The organism is Aquamicrobium sp. YD-1-mutant5 (assembly GCF_059509755.1).
Genome location: NZ_JCAKKP010000010.1, coordinates 89,995 through 114,278 on the forward strand (window position 1 = coordinate 89,995; position 24,284 = coordinate 114,278).

The following is a 24,284-nucleotide window of genomic DNA, read 5'->3' on the forward strand; positions in this document are numbered from 1 at the left end:
CAGAATCACTCAATAGGATGCCAGCGTTGCCGCCTTTTCTTGGCCAAATTCCGGCTCGACGCCAAGCAGGGCCGCCGAACGGCGAATAATGCTGGAAACGATCGGTGCCGCATTGAAGCCCGCGGTCGCACCCTGCCCCGGCAATGCCTGCGGCTCGTCGATGACCGACAGAACGATGTATTGCGGATCGTCCATAGGGAATGCGGCGAGGAAGGCGTTGAAGCGCTTGCCGCTGACATAGCGCCCGTTCACCACCTTTTCGGCGGTGCCGGTCTTGCCACCGACGCGGTAGCCGGGAACCGTGGCGCGCCGCCCCGAGCCGCCCGGCGCCGTGGCGTTGAGATTGTAGAGGTAGCGCATGTCGGCGCTGGTCTTTTCGCTGACCACGCGCGTGGCGTCCGCCATCGCTTCCTCGACGGTCCTCGCAAGGAATGTCGGATTCATGAGATGGCCGCCATTCATCAGCGCGGCGGCTCCCACCGCCGTCTGCAACGGCGTGGTGGTGAAACCGTGACCGAAGGATGCGGTGATGGAATGAACTTTCTTCCACACTTTCGGCTCCACCGGCCGCGCCACTTCCGGCAACTCGGTCTTCATCCGTTCAAGAATGCCGAGCCTGTGCAGGAACTCGCGATGGCCTTCGATACCGACGATGTCGGCCTCGCGGGCCGAGCCGATGTTGGAGGAGTAGATGAACACCTCCGGCAACGTCAGCACCCGGCCCTTGCCATGAAAGTCGCGGATGGTCTGGCGCCCGATGGTGATGGGGCGGGTGGCGTCGAAGGTCGAGTTCAGGTTGGCCTTGCCGGAATCCAGCGCCATGGCCGTGGTGAAGCTCTTCACCGTCGAGCCCATCTCATAGAGGCCCGCCGACATGCGGTTCAGGCGATCCTTATCCTGGGCGTTGACCGGATTGTTGGGATCGAAATCCGGCACCGAAGCCATGGCGACGACCTCGCCGGTCTTGGCGTTGAGCACGACGGCGCCGGCGGCGATCGCCCTGAAGCGCTCCATGGCCGAGCTGATTTCGTCATGAACGATATGCTGCACGCGCAGATCGACCGACAGGCGCACCGGAGCCAGATCCTTGGGCAACGCCAGACCGCTCTGCTGAAGATCGGCAAGCCCCTGCCCGTCGATGTATTTCTCAAGGCCGGATATGCCCTGATTGTCGATATTGGTGAGACCGACGATGTAGGCCGTGGTCGCGCCTGCCGGATAGAAGCGCCGCGTTTCCGTGCGGAAACCGATGCCGGGAATGCCGAGCTGCATGATCTCCGATTGCTGGCGCGGAGTAAGCTGGCGCTGCAGCCACACGAAGCCCGCACCGCTCTTGAGCTTGTTGTAGGTCTGCTCGTAGTCGAGGTTCGGCAGCACCGTCGCCAGCTTCTCGATCGCCTCGTCGGCGTCGACGATATGGCGCGGCTCGGCAAACAGCGAAGACGTCTTGATGTCGGTCGCCAGCACCTCGCCATTGCGGTCGATGATGTCGGGCCGCGATGCGGTCACCCGGCTTGCCGGCGCGCCCGAAGGCACGGGATCCTGAAAGCCCAGATAGACAAGACGGCCGCCAATCGTGGCATAGATGCCGAAGAAAACCGCCATGGTCATGATCACGCGGTTGCGCGTGCGCCCGCCGGTGGACTTGCGGGCGGAGTCCATGACGATGGAACTGTCATCGCCGGATTGGCGGATGCGCCGGAACGGGTTGATCCTGCCGATCATTCGACGGCTCCGGTCTGGGTCTGATCGATCAGCCGTCCGGCCGCATCGGCGGCCGTGATGTCCTCGATGGACAGGGGCCGCTGCGGCAGGCTGTCGATGCGCGCGAACTGGTAGGGATTGACCTGTTCAAGGCCGAGTTGCTCCTGATAGCGCTCCACCAGCCGCTGCAACCGCGCGGGCTGAGTAAGCAGGCTCCAGTCGGCCTTCAGAAGATCGATGGTTTCTTCCTCGGTGCGGATCTGCGTCTGAAGCTTGCGAACCGTCGCAAGCTGCTCGCCGGCGTCGCGCTTGATCGAATAGGTCATGGCCGCCGCGGCCACCATGACGCCTATCAGAACGATGTCGCTGGTGCGGAACATGCTCTCACCTCTCTCCCGAAATGGCGGGAAGTCTTGGAAGCCCGAAAACCGAAAGATCGTCGCCGCGCGGCGGTGCGTCGGTGCGTATTGCAGCCCGGAGCCGTGCGGAGCGCGCGCGCGGATTGCGTTCCACCTCGGCCTCGCCGGGCGTGATTCCGTTGCCGGCGCGGCGGAACGTGGCGGCCCGCTGCACGACCTGCGGCAGATGGCGCGATCCGGCCGTCGTCTCGTCGCGATCGGCAAGGAAGCGCTTGACGATGCGATCCTCAAGCGAATGGAAGGTCACGACGACAAGCCGTCCGCCGGGCTTTAGCGCCCGCTCAGCCGCGACCAGCGCGCGCGACAACTCGCCCAGTTCGTCATTGACGTAGATGCGCAGCGCCTGAAACACGCGCGTGGCAGGATGGATCTTGTCCTTGGGCGAGCGCCCGACCAGCGTCTCGATGGCGTCGGCCAGTTCCAGCGTACGGGTGAAGGGCCGCTTCTCCCGCCGCGCCTCGATCATGCGGGCGATGCGTCCGGCATGCCGTTCTTCGCCCAGCAGCCCGAAGATGCGGGTCAGATCGGAAGTCTTGTAGGTATTGACGACGTCGGCGGCGCTCAGGCCCGCCTGCGCCATGCGCATGTCGAGCGGCCCGTCGGCGCGGAACGAGAAGCCACGCTCGGCCTGATCGAGCTGCATGGAGGAAACGCCGATATCCAGCACGACGCCGTCGACCTGTTCGACATGTTCGTCCAGCAGCGAAAACGGCGCATGAACGAGGCGCAGGCGCGCCTCATGCTCTGCTTCCAGCGCCCTTCCCGCCGCGATGGCGTCGGGATCGCGATCGATGGCGACGACCGATGCGCCGGTGCCGAGAATGGCGCGCGTGTAGCCGCCGGCCCCGAATGTGCCATCGACGATCACGTCGCCGGGCACCGGCGCCAGTGCTTCGATGACTTCATCGAGCAGAACGGGAATATGGGGCGCTGCGGTGTCGGAACCGGCCGTCATGGCGTCTGCCCCCCGATGGTGGCACCGGCAGCCGCCTGCCGCAGCCTCAGAAGCCTCTCGCGCACCTTCGCACCATGCTCCGCCAGCCGGCCCGGTTCCCAGATCTGGAAGAACTGCCCGCGACCGACGAAGGCCACCTCCTGAGAGATGCCCGTATGCGCGCGGATGAAGTCCGTCATCATGATTCGCCCGTCCTGATCCAGCTTCAGGAACGTGCCGTCGCCATGGCAGAAGAAGGACATGTCGTCCGCCGTCTGCTGGAAAGGGTCTTCCTGCGCAATGCGCTGTTCGTAGCGGTCGAGCAGGTCGAGCCCGCCAACATCCATGGCCGGCGTATCGAGCCCCCTCAGCGCATAGAGTTCGGAGTAGCCGCGCTTCAGCACCACCGCGCGAAAGGGCGCAGGTACCGACACCCGCCCCTTGGCGTCGATCCGGTTCACTGAGCTTGACAGAAAACGGTCCATGATGTGCTGCAGCCGCTTGCGCCGCCGCACCCCTTTCCATCGTCGCATCCACGCCGCCGCGGCGCGGTCCCTCGTTCAGACCCCTGCCATTGAGCTTACAGGCGCACGCCATCACGCGAGCAGCCGACGCGGCCGCCCGTCTGGCAAACGCATAACCCTGAAACGAAACAAAGGCTTGAATCTGCAAATGGGATAACATGGGGTTTTATGGGCGTCAACGGGAACACATTGCACGATCACCTCTCCACCCTCCGTCCCGGCGGAGAGTTTTGCGGTACCGTTCTTTATGATCCATTAAGCCTAACGAAACCTTACCCGGGCGGTACTCAGCATCCCGCTTGCGCCGCCTCCGGCACCGCTGTCCCGCGACATGAAAACCGGCTGAATCCGCCATTCAGAGCGGGTTCATGGCCCTGCCGGCAAGGTGTCATCGTCATCAACGGGAGGAGCACACCATGACCATCGCAACCCTTGCCAGACTGGCCGTCGCCGCCGGCGTCCTGACCGCCTCTGTCTCCGGCGCCTACGCCTATACGATCCACTACAAGGACGGCAGATACAGCGTGACCTGCGAGAATGGCGACAGATGGACCCGTGGCAACGGCACCCAGCAGATCAGCCATGCGGATGCGGCCAACATCTGCGCCAAGCGCGGCAGCGCCATCATCGACAGTTCCGGCGCCGGCGGCTCCAGCCCCGTCAAAGGCGCGAAGAAGTCTGTTCAGGCCATTCACAAGGCAAACTGAACCCAGCAAAACCCCGCTCCGGCGGGGTTTTCCTTTCAGGCGGCATGGGATGGTCGCTCGCCTCACGGGCGGGCCACAGGCGACAGAAACCGGAGAAAAATGCCAGCCGGCCTGTAAGCCGGGTTTTGTATGGCCTCCGCGCCTTGCGGCACGGAAACGTGGCGGCCATTCATCTTGGACGCCTGTTGCCAGACGCCTCACGCAACCTACCCGGACGGTGGGCCGGAAACAGCCCCCGGGGTTTCCCCCGCACCGCCCCTATTCGGTTTTGCTCCCGGTGGGGTTTACCGTGCCGCTTCCGTTGCCGGTCGCGCGGTGGGCTCTTACCCCACCCTTTCACCCTTACCGCGCACGAGGCGCGGCGGTTTGCTTTCTGTGGCACTTTCCCTGGGGTCGCCCCCGCCGGCTGTTAGCCGGCACCGTGTTTCCATGGAGCCCGGACTTTCCTCACCCGCAGCCTTTCGGCTCCTGCTGGTGCGGCCGCCCGGCCGGCTGGCAGTTGCGTATAAAGGTGTTCCGCCGCCAAAACGCAATAGAAAAGCAGCCTCTTCCCCGTTAACTCGACGGCACCAGCGAAGCCATGTGCACCTTCACCTTGCTGCAATAGGCCGAGGAAACGGGATTCATGCGCTTGGCGGCATGGCCGGCATTGTATTTCAGGATCGTGCCACAGGTGGTTCCGCCGCCGAGGCTGTGCGCCATGGCCAGATATTTCATCCCGTATTTTATGTTGGTTTCCGGGTTGAAAAGCCCCTTCGACGAGCCGCTGTAACCCATCATGCGCGCGGTTGAAGGCTTGATCTGCATCAGGCCGACCTCGCCGGAACTGCCCACCACATTGGGGCGATAATTGCTTTCCACCTTGATGACGGCATGCGCAAGCGAAACCGGCACGCCATAGCTGGCGGCATATTTGCTGATCAGCGTGGAATAGCTGGTTCCCGAAACCGCCGCGGCCTTGCCTGCCTTGCGGGCGGAGCGCTTCTTTCCCGTAGAAGGTTTTGCCCTGGTGGAAGCAGCCTTCCGGGGCGTTTCGCTGTTCTCTGCTTTCTTTACGAGAAGTCCGCGCCCTCCCAGTTGCGGATCGAAACGGTCGGCCTTTACCGGACCAGAAGCAATAGCGAGCATAGCGGCAGCAACAGCCGCCGTGAAAACGGTTATTTTTGTCATTTTATCCTGTTCAGTATCGGCGCACGAAGAACAACGTGCGCACTGGATATGATGCGACCGGGAGTTATTTTCCGGGAGGACCGATCAGCTTGGGCATTCCTCTGAAGGGCGATGCCGGAGCAAAAATGGCAAAGTCGTTCAATTAAAATTACACTATATTACGAAGTGCAATTTATTATAATCTAATCAATACCTTGCGCGATGGAAGCGAGCAGCCGCTCTAGCGTCCTCAAAGTGGAACCATCGGCAATTCCGTCGACAATGCGGCGGCGGAAGTGGCGCTGGAAGGCCTCCACGACGATGCGCGTCTGCGCGTCGTAGATCCCGGTGATCTCCACGCCATAGCCGTAGAGCGCCAGCATGGATTGCAATTTCTCGACATCCGGTCCTGCATCGCCCTCGGCAAGCACCGGGCCGGCGCGCACCGGCGAAGGCGGCACCAGATGGCCGACGCCTTCCCCGAACAGCCGCTTCCACGGAAATTTCTCGCCCGGATCGACCTTGCGGCCGGGAGCGATGTCGGAATGAGCGAGCACTCGTTCCGGCCGCACCTTGTGGCGCTGCATGATGCCCCTGCACAAGGCGATGACGGCATCGATCTGCCGCTTCGGAAAACGCGGATAGCCCAGCGCATGGCCCGGATTGACGATCTCGATCCCGATGGAGGTGGAATTGATGTCGCTCACGCCCCGCCACGAGCTTTTGCCGGCGTGCCAGGCGCGGTCGCTTTCGCGCACCATCTGCACGATGCGCCCATCCTCATGCACCAGATAATGCGATGAAACCTCGCTCTCGGCATCGCAAAGCCGCACCTCGGCCGCATGGCCGCTCTCCATGCCGGTATAGTGCAGGATGATCATGTCAGCCCGCATCCCTTCGCGCCGCGGGCCGAAATTGGGCGAGACCCTGATTTCGGCACCGGCATGATCGGGGGCGAAACCGCTCATGCCGCCTGCAGGCTCCGCTCGATCAGCTCATAGGCGGCATTGATTGCCGCCAGCCGTGTGGTGGCGATGGCTATGAACTCCTGCGGCAGCCCCCGGCCGATCAGCCTGTCGGGATGATTCTCCGCCACCAGCTTGCGGTAGTGCCGCTTCACCTCGGCCAGCGGCTGCCCGCGTTCGATGCCCAGCACGATATACGGATCGGCCGTTCCCAGTTCGACATGGCGCGACAGGATCGTCTGGTAATGATCCTCGGCGATGCTGAAAATCTCGGCCACCCGGCGCAGAAAACCTTCCTCGCGCTCGTGCAGCACCCCATCAGCGGTCGCGATGTGGAACAGCCCGTCGAGGATGTCTTCCAGCATCATGCAGTTGGGGCCGCCACTGCCGCACAGCCCCGCCATCTGGCGTGCATAGACCTCGAAGCCAGCGGTATCCTGCTTGGCCAGATCATAGAGACGCGCGACATTGCGCGCTTCCTGCGGCGGCACCTCGAAAATCGCCTGAAAGGCCCGCACCTCGTCCTGCGTCACCACGCCGTCCGCCTTGGCCATCTTGGCCGAGAGCGCAATCATGGCCACGGAAAAAGCCACCTTGCGCCGTAGCTCGGGATCACCGGCGAACAGGGTACGGACGGCCTCCACCATGTCGGCCACGCCGTGAGCCGTAGAGGAGGAAAGGCGCTGAATGAAATCGCCGATGCGGTTCCAGATGGACATGGTGGCTGTTTAGAGCCTTTCGCGCGCACAGGGAAGCATGCTGTTTCCCCTTATGGCTCCCATGACCACCCTGCCCGACGAAAAAGGGCCGGCAACGCCGACCCTTTGCAACCGTAACGGTTGTGGAAATATTATTCGGCCGGCGCCGGCATCACGGGATCAACCTGCGAACCGCTGTCGCTCGGGGCCGGAGTAATGCTCTGCGTGGTGGAACCGTCCGTGGCGGGCGGCGGCGCGGCAGGCGCGGTCGCATCAGGCGCAACAGGCTGCTCGGCGGCCGGCGGCGTGGTGCTCTGGGTGGTGGTCGCATCGGAACCGCTGTCACTGCAGGCGGCAACGCCGAAAAGCGCCACGGCGGAAATCGATGCAAGAACGAGCTTCTTCATGTTTCAGTCTCCTTACAAACACCCCCGCCTTCCCTGGCGGTTGCGAATGTAATGCCGAAAGGCGCTATCTGTTTCATAACGTTGCGTTTCGTTCTGTAACAGCGCTCCCTTTCTCCGCGCTCTCTTCATCCATCGTCACGTGCCTGTCATTGCCCTGCGATACCCGCTGTGCCCACAACCACAGGGGAGAATCTTTTCATGACCGACGTTTCAGGCGAACTGGTTTTCCGGCGCGGCAAGGAAGTTGGCAAAGCCGTTTGCCGAAATGGTGCCCTCTCCCGCGACGGCCTGTCGGAGCGCCTGTTCGCCCTGCTGTTTTCCGGCCTGGTCTACCCCCAGATCTGGGAGGATCCCGAAACGGACATGGAGGCGATGCAGCTCGGTGAGGGCCATCGGGTCGTCACCATAGCCTCCGGCGGCTGCAACATCCTCGCCTATCTCACCCGCTCCCCGGCCAGCGTCGAGGCGGTGGACCTCAATGCGGCCCATGTCGCGCTGAACCGCATGAAATTCGCCGCGGTCCGCCACCTTCCCTCCCATGGCGACCTGTTCCGCTTCTTCGGCGAGCCGGGCAATGATCACAATGCTCACGCCTATGACGCCTTCATCGCCCCGCATCTCGATCCGGCCAGCCGCCAGTACTGGGAAAAGCGCAACTGGCGCGGCAGGCGGCGCATCGAGTTGTTCAACGGCAATTTCTACAATGCCGGCCTGCTCGGCTTCTTCCTGTCGGCCGGCCATCGCATCGCCAGATGGCAGGGTGTCGATCCAGCCGAAATCATGCAGGCCAAAACGCCTGAAGAGCAGCGCCGCTTCTTCGAGGGGCGGCTCGCTCCCCTCTTCGACCGGCCGCTGCTGAAATGGATCACCTCGCGCAAATCCTCCCTGTTCGCGCTCGGCATCCCGCCCGCCCAGTACGACGCGCTGCTCGCCTGCGGCGACGGCTCGATGGCCGGGGTGCTGCGCGCCCGGCTTGAAAAGCTCGCCTGCGACTTTCCGCTGAAGGATAACTACTTCGCCTGGCAGGCCTTCGCCCGCCGCTATCCCGCCGCTGGCGAAGGTGCGCTGCCCGATTATCTGGTGGCAGCCCGCCACGAGGTGGTGAAACGCAACATCGGCCGCGCCAGCATCAACCATGTCAACATGACCGACTATCTGGCCGCAAAGCCGGATGGATCAGTCGACCGCTTCGTGCTGCTCGACGCGCAGGACTGGATGACCGACGCGCAGCTCAACGCGCTGTGGGCGCAGATCACCCGCACCGCGGCACAAGGCGCGCGCGTGATCTTCCGCACGGCCGCAGAACCCAGCGTCCTGCCCGGGCGCGTGGCTGCGGAACTGCTCGACCAGTGGTCCTATGAAGAAGAAGCGTCCCGCGCCTTCTGCAGGACCGACCGTTCGGCCATCTATGGCGGCTTCCACCTCTATGTGAAGGACGGGCAGTGAGCACCGGCAGCCATGCCGCGCTCATGGACGGCATCTACCGCCGTCAGCGGCACATCTATGACCTGACCCGCAAATACTACCTCCTCGGCCGCGACCGGCTGATCGAGGGGCTGGACGCGGCACCCGGCGACACCGTTCTGGAACTTGGATGCGGTACGGGACGCAACCTTGCGGTCGCGGCCACACGCTATCCGCAGGCGCGCTTCTTCGGCCTCGACATCTCCGCCGAGATGCTGTCGACCGCCAGCGCAGCCCTTGCGCAGAAGGGGCTGGCAAGCCGTGTCACGCTGGCCGTTGGCGATGCCACCGACTTCGATCCCGAAAGCCTTGTCGGCTCCGGCCGTTTCGATCGCATCTTCCTCTCCTATTCCCTCTCCATGATCCCCGGATGGCAGCAAGCCATCTCCGCCGCGCTCGCGGCGCTGGCGCCGGGCGGCTCCCTGCACATCGTGGATTTCGGGCGTCAGGAACGCCTGCCCCGCTGGTTTCGGGCCGTCTTGCGCAACTGGCTGGCCCGGTTCCACGTCACGCCGCGTGATTCTCTGCGCGAAGTTCTGGAATCGGAATCTGCGAAGCGGGGCGCAAGCCTCTGCTTTGAAAGCCTTTATCGCGGCTATGCCGTGCGCGCGGTGGTCACTGCACGTCACCTGCCGTCGTAAGCGCGGTCGCAAGGGCGGCCACAAGCAGCTCGGAGCCATACCCGGCTGCCCTCGGCGTCAGCCCCATGCGCACGACCACCATGCGGCGCGACGGGATGACGGCAATTGTCTGCCCGTCATGCCCCTTCAGCCAGAATGTGTCGGCGGGAACACCCATCCGCGAGCCATTGCCGCCCGGTGCCTCCAGCCACAGCTGCCCCCTGCCATAGACGCCGTTGGACGCGGGCGCGGGCTCTCGCATCCACGACACGAAGCCGGCGGGCAGGATCCTCTCGCCGCTCCACACGCCATCATCGAGCAGGAACTGCCCGAACCGCGCCCAGTCACGCGCCGTGGCATAGATGTAGGAAGATCCGACGAAGGTGCCCCTTGCATCCGCCTCGATCACCGCGCTCGACATGCCGAGCGGCCCGAACAGGGCGCGGCGCGGCCATTGCAGCGCCTGCTGCGGATCGTCCTGCGCCTGCTGCCACAGCCGCGACAACAACACCGAGGTGCCGCTCGAATAGGAGAATGTGTCTCCCACGCGCCCGCCGAGTTCCTTCGTGGCGGCGAAGCCTGCCATGTCCGGCTCCAGATAGAGCATGCGGGTCACGTCGGCGACGGCGCCATAATCCTCATTGAAGACGAGCCCGCTCGACATCGCCATCAGATCGGCGATCGTGATGTCCGCCCGCCCGTCGCCGTCCCAACCGGAAAATAGATGGCTGGCCTCCACGCGCATCCGTCCCTCCCTTATCAGGGTGCCTATGATGGCGGCGTTCACCGTCTTGGACATCGACCAGCCAAGCAGCGGCATCTTTTCTGAAAAACCCGCGCCGTAGCGCTCAGCCACGATCTTCCCGTCCTGCACCACGACGATGGCACGCATTCCCGGCCCCGCCAGATTGTCGTCGCCCACAATGGCGGCGATTTCGGGCAAAGCCGGCCCGGCCCCCTCCCCCGCAGGCCACGACGCTTCCGATGCCGGCGGCGCAACCGGCTCCTGCGTCAATTGCACGGCGCGCGCCTGCTCCAGATCGCCATCCGGCACGCTCGCGCAGCCCAGTCCGTCGCGCGCGATGGCGGTGCTTTGCCCCAGAACGCCGAGCAGACCGGCCCTCACCGTCTTTGCATCGCGATCGACCGACACCCGCATCAGCTTCAGCAGCGGATGGCCGGGCGCCTGCACGTCCACCTCCAGCACCTCGTCCGGTTCACGCCCGGCGATGAACACGTTCGAGCAGACGATCTTGGCGGCATAGCCGGAGCCCACCCGGATCAGTTCGGGCGGCGCTGCATAGAGCCATGCGAACATGCCGGCAACGACAAGCACGGCGAGCCCCGCCACCGCTTTCAGGAGCCTGATGAACAACCGCATCGCCTTCCCCTCGATTCGCCCTGAACACGCACGCATATTTGCGGTTCTGCACCGCCCCATCAACCGAATATAAACCATGTCCGGGCGATGACCTGAGGAAGAGTTCATTCCGTCGGGACGGGGAAGCGCTGCGGGATGCCCCGGCGCCTGCACCTGCCATTGCAAACGGGTTTGGGGTTACAAATGCGCCGACTGGCATTCATTCTGGGACTGTCCCTGCTCGGCGCCTGCTCCACCACGCTGGAGGACATGGCCCCCACGAGCGTGCCGTCCACCACCGCCCCCTCATCTGTCTCCGGCAAAGCTCCACGCTTTGGCGACAGCAACCCGCATGACTGGCAGGGAACCACGCCATGGCATTATGCCGTGCACGGAACCGACGTGTCCAAATACCAGACCTCGGTCGACTGGGCGCAGGCGAAGGCCGCCGGCATTTCCTTCGCTTTCATCAAGGCCACGGAGGGCGGCGACCGCGTGGACGACTATTTCCAAGAGCACTGGCGCGGCGCAAAGGCCGCCGGCGTGCCGCGCGGGGCCTATCACTTCTACTATTTTTGCCGCCCGGCCATCGAGCAGGCGCGCTGGTTCATCCAGAACGTGCCGAAGGACCCGTCGGCAATGCCGCCCGTGCTCGACATGGAATGGAACCCGCAGTCTCCGACCTGCAAGCTGCGCCCGCCGCCTGAGACGGTGCGAACGGAAATGTCGATCTTCCTGAAGACCATCGAGAACCACTACGGCAAGAAGCCGATCATCTACACCTCGATCGACTTCTTCGACGACAACAGGCTCGCCACCTTCCATGGCTACCCCTACTGGCTGCGCTCCGTCGCCGGCCATCCGTCGAACCGTTACGGGCCGCACCCCTTCACCTTCTGGCAATATACGGGCACCGGCATCGTGCCCGGCATCAGGGGCAAGGCCGACATAAACGTGTTCAACGGGACACAGGCCGCCTGGCAAAAATGGCTGAAGCAGAACACCCGTTGACAGCCCTGAGCCAATGACATTCATGGTTCCGGCCATGGCTCCTGCCCGCTTTTCGACATAAGCGGTTGCCATAGAGCGCCCTTTAAGGATGCCTTTGAGAATCCCGTCGAGTCCGGAAGGAAACCCATGCGTACGCCTGTTCTTGCCTTTGCTACACTGATGACGGCCTTGTCCAGTGCGGCCATTGCCCAGGAATGCGGCACGGATTTCGATGCATGGAAGCAGGGCGTGGCTGAGGAAGCCCGGGCCGCCGGCGTTGGCGAAACGGGCCTGCGCGCTCTTGAGGGCGCCGACATCGACACCCGCGTTCTGGCACGCGACCGCTCGCAGGGCGTGTTCTCGCAGACCTTCATCGAGTTCTCCGGCCGCATGATCTCCGATTACCGGCTGAAGCACGGCGCAACCAACATGCGCAAATACGCCTCCGTCTTCGACCGGGCCGAGCAGGACTATGGCGCGCCCGCCTCGGTGATCACCGCTTTCTGGGCGCTGGAAACCGATTTCGGTGCCGTGCAGGGTGATTTCCCCACACTCAACGCGCTGGTGACGTTGGCGCATGACTGCCGCCGCCCGCAGCTCTTCCGCCCGCATCTGGTGCCGCTTCTCACCCTCATCGACCGCGGCGTGCTGCCCGCCGACGTGAAGGGCGCATGGGCCGGCGAGATCGGCCAGACCCAGATCCTGCCGGCGGATTACCTCAACAACGGCGTCGACGGCGACAATGACGGCATTGTCGACCTGCGCAACAGCGCGCCTGACGCCATCATGACCACCGCCAAGAAGATCCAGTCGCGCGGCTGGATCCCGGGCCAGCCCTGGATCGAGGAAGTCCGCATCCCCGACGATCTGCCGTGGGAGCAGACCAGTCGCACCAACAAGCTGTCCGTGGCCCAGTGGAACCAGTGGGGCGTCACCCGCCGCGACGGCAGCCCGCTGGCCGACAATGGCCAGACCGCCGGCCTTGCCCTGCCGATGGGCCGCAAAGGGCCGGCCTTCCTCACCTACGATAATTTCGAGGTCTACCTGAAGTGGAACCAGTCCTTCACCTACGCCCTCACGGCGGCGGTGCTGGCCACCCGCCTCGACGGTGCCCAGCCCTATGATCCGCGCTCGCCCGAACAGGGGCTCAGCATGGAGCAGATGAAGGATCTGCAGCGCAAGCTTCAGGCCCTGAATTACGATGTCGGCAATGTCGACGGCATTCTCGGCACCAACACGCGCGAGGCGGTCAGGCAGGAGCAGATCCGCCTCGGCATCCCCGCCGACGGCTGGCCGACAATGGATCTTCTGTCCCGGCTTTGAGGCCCTTTCGCAAAAAGCGCAGGGCCGGTTTCGCGAAGCCCACATGCGTCAAGGCAGCTATTGAGGGCGCAGGCACCGAATCCCTGCGCCGGTTTTCGTCATCGCAGGCAGCACAACCTGCATGGCGTCATCCGGGATTTCCCCTCGCCACAGGTTGCACCGTCATAATTTATGCACAAATGTTAAACCGGTTTTACCTTGCAAATTCAGCGAGTAGGCAGAAACCTCTCCACAAATCCGCCGCAATGGCGAAAATTTTTTGCTTGTCTGCCGGCAAAATGCTTCTAGATTCCGTGAATAGCTTTTCAGAAGGAGGCTATTTATGGGACTTACGAGGCCTATCAACGCATTGATAATCTGCGCCGCTTTCGCGTTCGTCGGCGCTCTGATCATAGGCGTCCTTCCCTGACCTGAAGGTCACGGGGGCCAGTAATACAGAACCCACAACCTGAAAGCAGAGATCAAACAGAAAGGCCGGGCACAGAGCCCGGCCTTTTTTGTTTGTGGTGTTTGGCCTGTGGCCGTCTCGTCAAGCGGCCACGCTCGCTCCGTTTCCGTTGCGCGGGCGAATGCCGATCATATGGCACACCGCGAAGGCGAGATCGGAACGGTTCATCGTGTAGAAATGAAAATCGCTGACACCACGCTCGACGAGATCGTGCACCTGCTCGGCTGCCACGGCGGCGGCCACCAGCGCATGCGTCTGCGGATCGTTCTCCAGCCCGACAAAGCGCTCGCGCAGCCACAGGGGAACATGCGCGCCGGCGCGGGCCGAAAAATTCACGACCTGCCCGATGTTGTGAACCGGCAATATGCCCGGAACGATGGGGATATAGATGCCCGCACGGCGCACGCGCTCGACATAGCGCTCATACACGTCGTTGTCGAAGAAGAACTGGGTGATGGCGCGCGTCGCGCCGTTGTCCACCTTGCGCTTGAGCATATCGATATCCGTGGCGAAGTCCGGGCTTTCGGGATGCTTTTCGGGATAGGCCGAGACCGAAATGTCGAAATCGCCCTGACGGCGAAGCGCCGCCACCATCTCCGCGCCATTGGCATAGCCGTCAGGATGCGGCCGGTAGCCGGTGCCGGCACCCGCAGCGGGATCACCGCGCAGGGCCACGAAACGCGTGACGCCAAGCTCCACGAACTGCCGGATCACGGCGTCGACTTCCTCGCGCGAGGCATCGATGCAGGTCAGGTGGGCGGCAGGCGCAAGGCTGGTCTCGCGGATGATGCGGGCAACGGTGCGCGCCGTGCGCTCGCGCGTCGAACCGCCCGCGCCATAGGTCACCGACACGAAATGTGGATGCAGCGGCTGCAGGCGCGTAACGGTTTCCCAGAGCCGCGTCTCCATATCGTCCGTCTTGGGCGGGAAGAACTCGAACGAGACACGGATGCTGTCTCCCAGATCGGCACGCCGGGAAAAACGATACTGGTTCATCAGGCGACTTCCCCGATTCGTACTGCATGGGAGGTTGGGATGGGATCGGCGATCAGCAGGCGACGGTCGCGACCGAGCCAGAGCTTGACGGTCAGCCTGCCGCCGCTGTTGCCCTGCGGCTCGAATTCCTGGCTGCTTTCCAGATCAAGCCCGGACTCCGCAAACCACTCGCCGATCTGGCGGTCGGAAAAGCCCAGTCTCTGATGTGCATGCTCTTCGCGCAGGAATTCCAGCGAATGCGGCGCGAAATCCACGATGATCAGCCGCCCGGACGGGCGCAGCAGCCGCGCGGCCTCGGAAATGGCGCGGGCCGGATCATCGAGATAGTGCAGGACCTGATGAATGGTCACGAGGTCATAGGCATCACGCTCCACCGGCGGCGCGAAGATATCGCCCTGCCGCACCTGCGCATTGGTGACGCCGGCGCGCTCAAGATTGGCACGCGCAACGGCCAGCATCTCGCGCGACATGTCGATGCCGACGCCACGCCGGTAGAGCGGCGACAGGATCTCCAGCACACGCCCGGTGCCGGTGCCAAGGTCGAGCATGGACTGGAATGGACGCTTGCCGACCAGTTCCAGAATAGCCGTCTCCACCGCCTTGTCGGGCACATGCAGCGAGCGAATCTCGTCCCAACTCGCGGCATTTTGCGAAAAATATTCGGTCGCCCGCTCCTGCCGGCGCCGCTTGACCGTCTCCAGCCGCTCCATGTCGCGCTCGATCTGCGGATCGGCGGCATCGACGCCGGCGATCAGCCGCATCACGAAAGCACGCGACATTTCCTGATCCGAGAGCCGGAAAAAGGCCCACGACCCCTCCTGATAGCGGCCGATCAGTCCCGCTTCGAGCAACAGCTTGAGATGGCGCGAAACGCGCGGCTGCGACTGGCCGAGAATTTCCGTGAAATCGGATACCGTCAGGTCGCCCTGCGCCAGCAATATCAGGATGCGCAGCCGGCTGGATTCCGCAGCCGCCTTCAAGGTATCTACCATCGTATCGAGGGTGACGTTCATGCCCAGCCTTACCCAGGGTGACATTCAAAAAAGATATAAAGATATGTTTATGTCATTGTCGACAGATTTGCAACGGGTGATTTTTATCCTACCCGTTATGTGAAAATCCGGAGTGCAAGAGCATGTTTGAACAACGTCACGACGAGCTGAAGCTGACTGAAGACCCCGCCGGGATGGAGCCTGACGGGCATGTCGTCTTCATCGGCCGCATGTCCTCGCCATGGACCCTGCGCGAGGAATGCCCGAAGAACATGCGGCAGGCGCGCGAGCGTGACGCACCGGCAAGGCTGGTGCTTGAACCCGCTTACCGCGAGGGGCTTTCCGGGCTCGAAGGCTACAGCCACATCCACATCCTGACATGGCTGCACCATTCGCCGCGGAATCTGATTGTGCAGAAACCGCGCCATGCGACTGAAGCCAAAGGCGTTTTCGCGATCCGCTCGCCGGCCCGCCCCAACCCCATCGGCCTGCACACCGCGACCATCCTCCGCATCGACCGGAGTTCTGGAACCATCGATCTGGACGCGATCGATGTGCTGGACGGCACGCCTGTCCTCGACATCAAGCCCTATTTCCCGTCCGTCGATGCCATCGCGGACGCGAAAATCCCGAACAAGGAGCGGACATGATCCGCTCCACCGGGCGCCAGAAGGCGATCGCGAAGGCAATCACCACGCTTCTGCCGATGGCGCCCTACGCCGATATCGAGAAGATCAGGGCCGATGCCGGCGCGCCGCATCTGAAAGCCCTGCCCGCCTCCATCGCCGTCTGGCTGGCAACGGTCGCCCATATCCGCCATGCGCACACGGACTACGAAAAGCTGCTGGCCGAAGGCTATGACCGGGATTCGGCCCGGTTCTTCGTGGTCGACGAGATCAATGCATGGCTGACGAAATGGCGGGCCACGCGCCTCCTCGACCCTGACGAGGACGACAGCTGAGCAGTTTCAGTCCTTGCGCACGGCCACGATGAACAGGCGCGGAAAGCGCAGCAGCACCTTGCCATCGGCAGCGGCCGGATAGGCAGCCGCGATCTTTTCCGGATAGCGCGCAAGGAACACCTGCCGCTCATCCTCTTCCAGAGGATCGACGAAGGGCTTCAGCCCGGTCGATTTCAGCCACTCGACGATGGCATCCGGCCCGGCCAGCGGGTGGTTGTAGAATGTGTGCCAGATGTCGAGGCTCGCGCTCAGCGGCGTCAGCAGGTCGTAATAATGCTGCACGGGCGGCAGCGGATCGCGCGCCGCATCGGCGATCTTCGCCGCGAACGGCATTTCGGCAGCCGTTTCTCGCATCAGCCGATGCGAGGGCTCGCCCAGATTGTCGGGCATCTGCACGGCCAGCGTGCCCCCCGGCGCAAGCTGCTCCATCAGCCGCACCAGCACCTGCGGGTGATTGGGCAGCCACTGGAACACGGCGTTGGCGAACAGCACGTCCGCCTTCTCCGCAGGCGACCAGCTTTCGGCATCCGCCAATTCAAAACGAAGGTCCGGAAGGCGCTTGCGGGCTTTTTCCAGCATGTCCGGTGACGTATCGATGCCGGAAACCTCCGCATCCGGCCAGCGCCCGGCCAGCAGCTCGGTCGAATTTCCCGGTCCGCACCCGATGTCGACGACGCGACGGGGCGACACGGCCGGCACCTGCGCCAGCAGGTCACGCGAGGGGCGCGTGCGCTCGTCCTCGAACTTCAGATATTGTGTGGCCGACCAGTCTTTCATGGCTCCCCCAATGGCTTACTCGACAAAACAAAACGCCCCGTTTTTGGCGGGGCGTCGTTTGAAATATCAGCGGGTCAGGCGCTTGTAGGTCATGCGGTGCGGATTGACCGCATCCGGACCCAGCCGGCGGATCTTGTCCTGCTCGTAATCCTCGAAGTTGCCCTCGAACCATTCGACATGGCTGTCGCCCTCGAAGGCCAGGATATGCGTGGCCAGACGGTCGAGGAACATGCGGTCGTGGGAGATGATGACGGCGCAGCCGGCATAGTTCTCCAGCGCATCTTCAAGCGCCGCCAGCGTTTCCGTGTCGAGGTCGTTGGTCGGTTCGTCGAGCAGCAGAACGTTGCCGCCGTTGCGCAGCATCTTGGCCAGATGCACGCGGTTGCGCTGACCGCCCGAAAGATTGCCCACCTTCTGCTGCTGGTCCTGCCCACGGAAGTTGAAGGACGAGCAGTAGGCGCGGGTGTTGGCTTCGAACTTACCGAGCTTGACGACTTCGGCACCCCCCGACACCTCTTCCCACACGGTCTTGTTGGGATCGAGCGCATCGCGGCTCTGGTCGACATAGCCGAGCCTGACCGTCTCGCCGACGCGGATCGAACCGGCATCCGGCTTTTCCTGCCCGGTGATCATGCGGAACAGCGTGGTCTTGCCCGCGCCGTTCGGACCGATGACGCCGACGATGCCACCCGGAGGCAGCTTGAACGACAGGTTCTCGATCAGCAGTTCGTCGCCGAAGCCCTTGGACAGACCTTCGACCTCGATGACCACATTGCCCAGCCGCTCGCCATGCGGGATGACGATCTGGGTATCGGTCGGGCGACGCGAATCCGCTGCGGTGAGCAGATCCTCGAACGCCTTGATACGGGCCTTGGACTTGGTCTGGCGGGCCTTGGGGCTGGACTGGATCCACTCGCGCTCGCGGCTGATGGCGCGCTGGCGGGCGTCGTCCTCGCGGCCTTCCTGCTTGAGACGCTTGGCCTTGGCTTCCAGATATTTGGTGTAGTTGCCCTCGTACGGAATACCGCGGCCGCGGTCGAGCTCCAGAATCCAGCCGGTGACGTTGTCGAGGAAGTAGCGATCGTGGGTGATGAGCAGCACCGAGCCCTTGTAGGCGCGCAGGTGCTTTTCCAGCCACGAGGTGGTCTCGGCGTCAAGGTGGTTGGTCGGTTCGTCGAGCAGCAGAAGATCGGGCTCTTCCAGCAGCAGGCGGCACAGCGCCACGCGGCGGCGCTCGCCACCGGAAAGCTTGGTCACGTCCGCATCCTTGGGCGGGCAGGCCAGCGCATCCATGGCCATCTCGACCTGCTGTTCGAGATCCCACAGGTTCAGGCGATCCATCTCGTCCTGAAGCCTGGCCGACTCGTCCGCCGTCTCGTCGGAATAGTTCATCATCAGTTCGTTGTAGCGCTCGATGATGGCCGTCTTCTTGGCAACGCCGTCCATGACGTTTTCGAACACGGTCTTTTCCGGGTCGAGATCCGGCTCCTGCGCAAGGTAGCCGACCGTGGCACCCTCGGCCAGCCAGGCTTCGCCGGTATATTCCTTGTCGAGCCCGGCCATGATCTTCAGGATCGTCGACTTACCGGCGCCGTTGGGTCCCAGAATGCCGATCTTGGCGTCCGGGTAGAATGAAAGATGGATATTCTCCAGCACCTTCTTGGTGCCGTAGGCCTTGTTCAGGCCGGCCATGTGATAGATGAACTGGCGTGCCACGCGCTCTTCCTTGAACAATTCGTGATCGGAGGTTGGCCGCTATGTAGGCGAAAGACCGGCTGGGGGCAATGCCCCTGCTCCCCCTGCCGGGCCGGCCTGATGGCACCTGTCAGGGCTTTATATAGGTGTAGCCCTGCTGTTGCAGATGACTGAGTTCGGCAACGCCGGAGGGAACGATGTCGTCGTCGAAGACCTCGAACAGCTCCGATTCGAAATCGATGTGACGGCCCGTCAGCGTGTTGTTGCACACCAGAAAGGAGACGTTCTGCGTCTTCAGGCTGGTCACCGCCGACTGCAGCGTGACATCGTCCTGCGCCTGCATCAACAGCTTCAGCCCGTCGCCGTGAAGAACGATCTTCACCTCTATATTCTCGCGCCCCACCGCGTTGACGTGGTTCTGCACATTGGTCAGCGCCGCCTTGTAGAGCTTGCCCTCGGGACCACCATCGCCATTGATGTGATAGACAACCTTCTGCTGGCCGTAGCGTTCGCCCGCGCCGGCGGGGCCTGATGTCGAAAAAACAGCCATTGCCATCATGACGATTGCGATCCCAAGTCTCAACTTCATCGATATATCCTCCCTGAAAGACATATCGATATATCATGTTTATTGCATATAATACCCGTAACCGTCATTTTGCCCGGACCCGTTCATAAAACAAGGTGACAGCTGTACACGGAAACTGATGCTGCAGCCCCCGGAGCGTCTTGCCAGACACGCGAAGGGTGCCCCCACAGGTGCGGCCTGATCCGTTCAGTCGCCGCGCGCATCATTCCATCTGAATTCATCATGACCCGTCTGAAGCTGTTGCACGTAAAAGCTTTCTGTGCAGCCATGCGGCTGGCGCTCCCTTGCCCGTAAGGACATCGGACCCGCGCCAATCGTGCAGTTTTCCGGTGGGCGGGAACAAAGATGAGCTTCAGCGACCGACAAACGCTTTCGACCAGCAGCGGGGCAACGCTGAACCTGTATGTCGAGCCTGCCTCGGCAGTGCCACGCGGCGTCATCCAGATCAATCACGGCCTTGCCGAACATGCCGCCCGCTACGCGGCTTTCGCAAAATTCCTGTCCGCCCACGGCTTCCACGTCTATGCGCACGACCATCGCGGCCACGGCTTCACCCGCGCGCCCGATGCACCCCCCGGCCGCTTTGCGGCCCCCGATACGACCAAAGGCCGGTTTGCCGGCAAGGATGGCGTTGACAAGCTGATCGCCGATGTCGATGCCGTCCACGACCTCATCGCCCAAAAACATCCCGGCCTGCCGGTCGTGGTTTTCGGCCATTCGATGGGCGGCATGATCGCGCTCAACTATGTGATGCGTCACTCCGGCCGCATTCATGCCGCCTCCGTCTGGAATTCGAATTTCCAGTCCGGCCTTCCCGCACTCGCCGCACGGGCAATCCTCGCCATCGAGCGCTTCCGCCTCGGCTCCGACGTGCCTTCGCGGCTTCTGCCGAAGCTGACCTTTGAAGCATGGGGCAAGGCGGTTCCCGGCCATCGCACGCTCTTCGACTGGCTGTCGCGCGATCCGGCCGTGGTCGATGCCTATATCGCCGACCCGCTCTGCGGCTGGAATGCGTCGGTCTCGCTGTGGATCGACCTGTTTCGCCTTGCCGGCAACGGAGCCGACAATGCGCAATTCGCCGGCATCCGCCGCACCCTGCCCTTTTATCTGGTCGGCGGCGAAAGCGATCCTGCAACGGACGGCGGCAAAAGCATGCGCCAGCTTGCCTCGCGCATGAAGACCATGGGCTTTTCCGACGTGACCACGACCATCTGGCCGCAGACCCGCCATGAGAGCCTCAACGAGATCAACCGGGACCAGATCATGGCCGGCTTCATGGCGTGGCTGGAAAGGGTCTGCCCCACCGGATCTGGCCCATCTCACGCGGCGTGACAGCATCGGAAAGCCTTGCTACCACCTCTTCAACCTTCATTTCAAAGCAGTGAGCAGACCATGGCCCCTCCACCACTCCAAGGCATCCGCGTCATCGAACTGGCCCGCATTCTGGCCGGCCCATGGGCAGGACAGATGCTGGCCGATCTTGGCGCCGACGTCATCAAGGTGGAGAGCCCGCAGGGCGACGATACCCGCAAATGGGGACCGCCCTTCGTCGAGGGCAAGGACGGCGAGAACCTGTCAGCCGCCTATTACCATTCCTGCAACCGCGGCAAGCGCTCCATCGCTCTCGATTTCTCCACGCCGGAAGGTGCTGAGACCGTGCGCCGGCTGGTGGCCGATGCCGACATTCTCATCGAGAACTTCAAGCTTGGCGGCCTGAAGAAATACGGCCTCGACTACGAAAGCCTGAAGGCGGTCAATCCGAAGCTCATCTACTGCTCGATCACCGGTTTCGGGCAGGATGGCCCCTATGCGCCTCGCGCCGGCTACGATTTCATCGTGCAGGGCATGTCCGGCCTGATGTCGATCACCGGCGAACCGGACCGCGAACCGCAGAAGGTGGGCGTCGCCGTCACCGACATTTTCACCGGCCTCTATTCGGTCATCGCCATGCAGGCGGCGCTGCGCCATGCCGAGAAGACAGGAGAAGGCCAGCACATCGACATGGCCCTGCTCGACACGCAGGTGTCGGTTCTCGCCAACCAGAACCTGAACTATCTGGTGTCCGGCACCGCGCCCAACCGCATGGGCAACGCCCATCCCAACATCGCGCCCTATGAGGTGCTGCCGGTCAGCGACGGGCATTTTATCCTGGCGGTCGGCAATGACAGCCAGTTCGCCAAGTTCTGCGCCGTCATCGGCCGCCCCGAACTGGCCGAAGACCCGGCATTCGCCACCAATTCGGCACGCGTCGCCAACCGCCATGCGCTGCGCGGACACACGGTGCCCGCACTTGCCCGTTTCGGCCGTGCCGAAATCCTTGCCGCACTGGAACAGGCTGGCGTGCCGGCCAGCCCGATCAACGACATTTCCCAGACATTCGCCGACCCGCAGGTGGTGGCGCGCGGCATGCGGCTTGATCTGGACGACGGCCACGGCAACGCCCTGCCATCGGTGCGCGCGCCGATGGTCATGTCGGCCACGCCGCTCGCCTATGAGCGCCCGTCGCCGCGTCTGGGTGAACACACTGAGGAAATACTCGCAGAGCTGGAGGAGCGTAAGTCGCGATGAAAACCGGAGGACAACTGATCGTCGAGGCGCTGGAAGCCAACGGCACCGACCGCATCTTCTGCGTGCCGGGCGAATCCTATCTGGCCGTGCTCGATGCCCTGCATGATTCCGACATCCGCACCATCGTGTGCCGGCAGGAGGGCGGGGCCGCCATGATGGCCGACTGTCAGGGCCGCCTCACCGGCCGGCCCGGCGTCTGCTTCGTCACCCGCGGCCCCGGCGCCACCAATGCCTCTGCCGGCGTCCACATCGCCATGCAGGATTCCGTGCCGATGATCCTCTTCATCGGCCAGATCGCCGGCCACGCCAAATATCGCGAGGCGTTTCAGGAGGTCGATTACCACGCCTTCTTCGGCGACATCGCCAAATGGGTGGTCGAGATCGACGACGCTGCCCGCATCCCTGAACTGGTGACGCGCGCCTTCGCCGTCGCCACTTCCGGCCGCCCCGGCCCCGTCATCGTGTCGCTGCCGGAAGACATGCTGGTCTCCGAGGTCGAGGCCCCGCAGGCCCTTCCCTTCACGCCGGTCGAGACCCGGCCGGGCGATGCGGAGCTGAGCCAGCTCGAAAAGCTGCTCGGCGAGGCGAAGCGCCCCTTCGTCATCCTCGGCGGTACCCGCTGGAGCGAAGACGCGGTTGCCCATATGCGGCGGATCGCGGAGGACTGGGCCCTGCCGGTCGGATGCTCCTTCCGCCGCCAGATGCTGTTCGACCATTGCCATGAAAACTACGCCGGCGATGTCGGCATCGGCCTTAATCCGAAGCTGGCGACAGCGATCAGGGAAGCTGACCTCATCCTGCTCGTCGGCGGCCGCTTCGGCGAGATGCCCTCGTCCGACTACACGCTGATGAAGAGCCCCTATCCGGACCAGAAGCTGGTCCATGTCCATGTCGATGCCAATGAGCTCGGCCGCGTCTACCGGCCGACCCTTGCCATCAACGCCTCGCCTTCCGCTTTCGTCGAGGCCTTCGCCTCCCGCAAGCCGAAGACCGCACCGGTCTGGGCGAGCGAGACGAAGCAGCGCCATGCCGATTATCTGGCATGGTCCACCCCGCCGAAGACAGGCCCCGGCGCGGTGCAGATGGGTCCGATCATGGATTATCTGGAGGGCGTGCTGCCGCAGGATGCAATCATTTGCAACGGCGCCGGCAATTTCGCCACCTGGATGCACCGTTTCCACCGCTTCCGGCGCTTCAACACGCAGGCGGCCCCGACCTCCGGTTCCATGGGCTACGGCGTGCCGGCAGGCGTCGGCGCGAAAAGCGTGTTTCCGGATCGCGAAGTGATCGTCTGGGCCGGCGACGGGGATTTCCTGATGCACGGTCAGGAGTTTGCGACCGCCGTGCAGTATGATCTGCCCGTGATCGTCGTCATCCTCAACAACGGCATCTACGGCACCATCCGCATGCATCAGGAGCGCGAATATCCGGGCCGCGTTTCCGGCACCAGCCTGAAGAACCCGGACTTCGCCGCCTATGCGCGCGCCTTCGGCGGCTATGGCGAAACGGTGGAAACCACCGACGCCTTCGCCCCCGCCTTCGAGCGGGCACGGTCAAGCGGCAAGCCGGCGATCATCGAGGTCAGGCTCGATCCCGAAGCGATCACGCCGGCGCGCACGCTGAGCGACATCCGCGAGAAGCGGTAGCCGGCTTTCCGCCTGCGGGAAGGCAAATGAAAGCAGGTGGCCGGTTTATCGCGAGATTGCCGGCCGCGTCTCTCCTTCACAGGAGCGCGTATCGAAACTACATCTGGCAGCAACTCCAGCGCTGGCCGTCGAAGTCGCTCCAATCGCTGGAGCGTGGGGCGAAATACGCAGACCGGCCAGATTTCGACGCCGTGCTTATGTCGCTCTCTTCGCGGGAGCGTGAATCGAAATCAGTTCTTCCGCTTCTGCATCACCGGGGAAAACCAACTACCGCGCCCGCTCTCACCGGCGCGGCGGTTGATGCCTTTGCGAGAAACGCTGAAGCCGCAAAGGCTCTCCCAAACTGGC

24 protein-coding genes and 1 other RNA gene are annotated in these 24,284 nt (G+C 63.3%); 10 read left to right on the top strand and 15 right to left on the bottom strand.

Annotated features, from left to right (window positions below):
• Nucleotides 1–9 precede the first annotated feature (9 nt).
• From AC5XE7_RS14360 to mraZ, 4 genes are read right to left on the bottom strand one after another with little or no spacing between them, the layout of a single operon-like run.
• Complete coding sequence (locus tag AC5XE7_RS14360; protein ID WP_495366525.1) at nucleotides 10–1,725, bottom strand: peptidoglycan D,D-transpeptidase FtsI family protein; 1,716 nt, start codon at nucleotides 1,723–1,725, stop codon at nucleotides 10–12.
• Nucleotides 1,722–2,084 carry a cell division protein FtsL gene (gene ftsL, locus AC5XE7_RS14365; RefSeq protein ID WP_183831141.1) on the bottom strand — a complete coding sequence of 121 codons (363 nt, stop codon included), beginning with the start codon at nucleotides 2,082–2,084 and terminating at the stop codon, nucleotides 1,722–1,724. The genes AC5XE7_RS14360 and ftsL overlap by 4 nt, the downstream gene beginning before the upstream one ends.
• A gap of 4 nt (nucleotides 2,085–2,088) precedes the next feature.
• Nucleotides 2,089–3,078, bottom strand: coding sequence for a 16S rRNA (cytosine(1402)-N(4))-methyltransferase RsmH (gene rsmH, locus AC5XE7_RS14370; RefSeq protein ID WP_495366524.1), 990 nt, complete (start codon nucleotides 3,076–3,078; stop codon nucleotides 2,089–2,091).
• Nucleotides 3,075–3,542, bottom strand: coding sequence for a division/cell wall cluster transcriptional repressor MraZ (gene mraZ, locus AC5XE7_RS14375; protein WP_495366523.1), 468 nt, complete (start codon nucleotides 3,540–3,542; stop codon nucleotides 3,075–3,077). Before mraZ ends, rsmH begins: the two co-directional genes overlap by 4 nt.
• 455 nt (nucleotides 3,543–3,997) lie before the next feature.
• On the opposite strand from mraZ, the gene AC5XE7_RS14380 reads away from it, so the two are divergent.
• Nucleotides 3,998–4,288, top strand: a complete 291-nt coding sequence (locus AC5XE7_RS14380) for a hypothetical protein (RefSeq protein ID WP_495366522.1) — start codon at nucleotides 3,998–4,000, stop codon at nucleotides 4,286–4,288.
• A 98-nt stretch (nucleotides 4,289–4,386) separates the two neighbouring features.
• Here the strand turns inward: AC5XE7_RS14380 and rnpB are convergent.
• The 5 genes from rnpB to AC5XE7_RS14405 all read right to left on the bottom strand — a co-directional run bounded on the left by rnpB (nucleotide 4,387) and on the right by AC5XE7_RS14405 (nucleotide 7,507).
• Nucleotides 4,387–4,784: RNase P RNA component class A (rnpB, locus tag AC5XE7_RS14385), an RNA gene on the bottom strand.
• Between the two features lie 59 nt (nucleotides 4,785–4,843).
• Nucleotides 4,844–5,458, bottom strand: a complete 615-nt coding sequence (locus tag AC5XE7_RS14390) for a lytic transglycosylase domain-containing protein (protein WP_495366521.1) — start codon at nucleotides 5,456–5,458, stop codon at nucleotides 4,844–4,846.
• A gap of 182 nt (nucleotides 5,459–5,640) precedes the next feature.
• Nucleotides 5,641–6,405: a peptidoglycan recognition protein family protein gene (locus AC5XE7_RS14395; RefSeq protein ID WP_495366520.1), complete on the bottom strand. Its 765-nt coding sequence runs from the start codon at nucleotides 6,403–6,405 to the stop codon at nucleotides 5,641–5,643.
• Nucleotides 6,402–7,121, bottom strand: coding sequence for a TerB family tellurite resistance protein (locus AC5XE7_RS14400; RefSeq protein WP_495366519.1), 720 nt, complete (start codon nucleotides 7,119–7,121; stop codon nucleotides 6,402–6,404). Before AC5XE7_RS14400 ends, AC5XE7_RS14395 begins: the two co-directional genes overlap by 4 nt.
• A 131-nt stretch (nucleotides 7,122–7,252) precedes the next feature.
• The gene (locus AC5XE7_RS14405; protein WP_183831155.1) at nucleotides 7,253–7,507 is read right to left on the bottom strand and encodes a hypothetical protein; all 255 of its coding nucleotides are present in this window, start codon (nucleotides 7,505–7,507) and stop codon (nucleotides 7,253–7,255) included.
• A gap of 198 nt (nucleotides 7,508–7,705) precedes the next feature.
• Between AC5XE7_RS14405 and AC5XE7_RS14410 the strand changes: the two genes are divergently transcribed.
• Nucleotides 7,706–8,953 carry a BtaA family protein gene (locus tag AC5XE7_RS14410; protein ID WP_495366518.1) on the top strand — a complete coding sequence of 416 codons (1,248 nt, stop codon included), beginning with the start codon at nucleotides 7,706–7,708 and terminating at the stop codon, nucleotides 8,951–8,953.
• 23 nt (nucleotides 8,954–8,976) lie between these two features.
• Nucleotides 8,977–9,612 (top strand): class I SAM-dependent methyltransferase, encoded by a 636-nt coding sequence (locus AC5XE7_RS14415; RefSeq protein ID WP_495366586.1) that lies wholly within the window; start codon nucleotides 8,977–8,979, stop codon nucleotides 9,610–9,612.
• On the opposite strand, the gene AC5XE7_RS14420 is transcribed toward AC5XE7_RS14415, so the two are convergent.
• Complete coding sequence (locus AC5XE7_RS14420; RefSeq protein ID WP_495366517.1) at nucleotides 9,587–10,972, bottom strand: serine hydrolase domain-containing protein; 1,386 nt, start codon at nucleotides 10,970–10,972, stop codon at nucleotides 9,587–9,589. The genes AC5XE7_RS14415 and AC5XE7_RS14420 overlap by 26 nt on opposite strands.
• A gap of 183 nt (nucleotides 10,973–11,155) precedes the next feature.
• Here AC5XE7_RS14420 and AC5XE7_RS14425 point away from each other — a divergent pair, with 183 nt between their 5' ends.
• Entirely contained in the window at nucleotides 11,156–11,962 is an 807-nt protein-coding gene (locus AC5XE7_RS14425; RefSeq protein WP_495366516.1) for a glycoside hydrolase family 25 protein, read from the top strand.
• Between the two features lie 126 nt (nucleotides 11,963–12,088).
• Nucleotides 12,089–13,264, top strand: coding sequence for a lytic murein transglycosylase (locus AC5XE7_RS14430; RefSeq protein ID WP_495366515.1), 1,176 nt, complete (start codon nucleotides 12,089–12,091; stop codon nucleotides 13,262–13,264).
• A gap of 529 nt (nucleotides 13,265–13,793) precedes the next feature.
• Here AC5XE7_RS14430 and metF read toward each other — a convergent pair.
• Together metF and AC5XE7_RS14440 are read right to left on the bottom strand one after the other, a co-directional pair.
• Nucleotides 13,794–14,708, bottom strand: a complete 915-nt coding sequence (metF, locus tag AC5XE7_RS14435) for a methylenetetrahydrofolate reductase [NAD(P)H] (RefSeq protein ID WP_495366514.1) — start codon at nucleotides 14,706–14,708, stop codon at nucleotides 13,794–13,796.
• Nucleotides 14,708–15,721 carry an ArsR/SmtB family transcription factor gene (locus tag AC5XE7_RS14440; RefSeq protein WP_495366513.1) on the bottom strand — a complete coding sequence of 338 codons (1,014 nt, stop codon included), beginning with the start codon at nucleotides 15,719–15,721 and terminating at the stop codon, nucleotides 14,708–14,710. The genes metF and AC5XE7_RS14440 overlap by 1 nt, the downstream gene beginning before the upstream one ends.
• 122 nt (nucleotides 15,722–15,843) lie before the next feature.
• On the opposite strand from AC5XE7_RS14440, the gene tsaA reads away from it, so the two are divergent.
• The gene (tsaA, locus tag AC5XE7_RS14445) at nucleotides 15,844–16,350 is read left to right on the top strand and encodes a tRNA (N6-threonylcarbamoyladenosine(37)-N6)-methyltransferase TrmO (RefSeq protein WP_495366512.1); all 507 of its coding nucleotides are present in this window, start codon (nucleotides 15,844–15,846) and stop codon (nucleotides 16,348–16,350) included.
• Complete coding sequence (locus tag AC5XE7_RS14450; protein ID WP_495366511.1) at nucleotides 16,347–16,661, top strand: DUF2293 domain-containing protein; 315 nt, start codon at nucleotides 16,347–16,349, stop codon at nucleotides 16,659–16,661. Before tsaA ends, AC5XE7_RS14450 begins: the two co-directional genes overlap by 4 nt.
• Before the next feature lie 6 nt (nucleotides 16,662–16,667).
• Here the strand turns inward: AC5XE7_RS14450 and tam are convergent, their stop codons facing one another.
• From tam to AC5XE7_RS14465, 3 genes are all read right to left on the bottom strand, one after another.
• A complete protein-coding gene (gene tam / locus AC5XE7_RS14455) occupies nucleotides 16,668–17,438 on the bottom strand; it encodes a trans-aconitate 2-methyltransferase (RefSeq protein ID WP_495366510.1) in 771 nt (256 codons plus the stop codon).
• Nucleotides 17,439–17,504: 66 nt separating this feature from the next.
• The gene (gene ettA / locus AC5XE7_RS14460; RefSeq protein WP_495366509.1) at nucleotides 17,505–19,154 is read right to left on the bottom strand and encodes an energy-dependent translational throttle protein EttA; all 1,650 of its coding nucleotides are present in this window, start codon (nucleotides 19,152–19,154) and stop codon (nucleotides 17,505–17,507) included.
• 109 nt (nucleotides 19,155–19,263) lie between these two features.
• Nucleotides 19,264–19,722: a DsrE family protein gene (locus AC5XE7_RS14465; protein WP_495366508.1), complete on the bottom strand. Its 459-nt coding sequence runs from the start codon at nucleotides 19,720–19,722 to the stop codon at nucleotides 19,264–19,266.
• Nucleotides 19,723–20,067: 345 nt separating this feature from the next.
• On the opposite strand from AC5XE7_RS14465, the gene AC5XE7_RS14470 reads away from it, so the two are divergent.
• From AC5XE7_RS14470 to AC5XE7_RS14480, 3 genes are read left to right on the top strand one after another with little or no spacing between them, the layout of a single operon-like run.
• Entirely contained in the window at nucleotides 20,068–21,054 is a 987-nt protein-coding gene (locus AC5XE7_RS14470) for an alpha/beta hydrolase (protein ID WP_495366507.1), read from the top strand.
• A gap of 60 nt (nucleotides 21,055–21,114) precedes the next feature.
• Nucleotides 21,115–22,290, top strand: a complete 1,176-nt coding sequence (locus AC5XE7_RS14475; RefSeq protein WP_495366506.1) for a CaiB/BaiF CoA transferase family protein — start codon at nucleotides 21,115–21,117, stop codon at nucleotides 22,288–22,290.
• Nucleotides 22,287–23,936, top strand: a complete 1,650-nt coding sequence (locus AC5XE7_RS14480; protein WP_495366505.1) for a thiamine pyrophosphate-binding protein — start codon at nucleotides 22,287–22,289, stop codon at nucleotides 23,934–23,936. Before AC5XE7_RS14475 ends, AC5XE7_RS14480 begins: the two co-directional genes overlap by 4 nt.
• Nucleotides 23,937–24,284 lie beyond the last annotated feature (348 nt).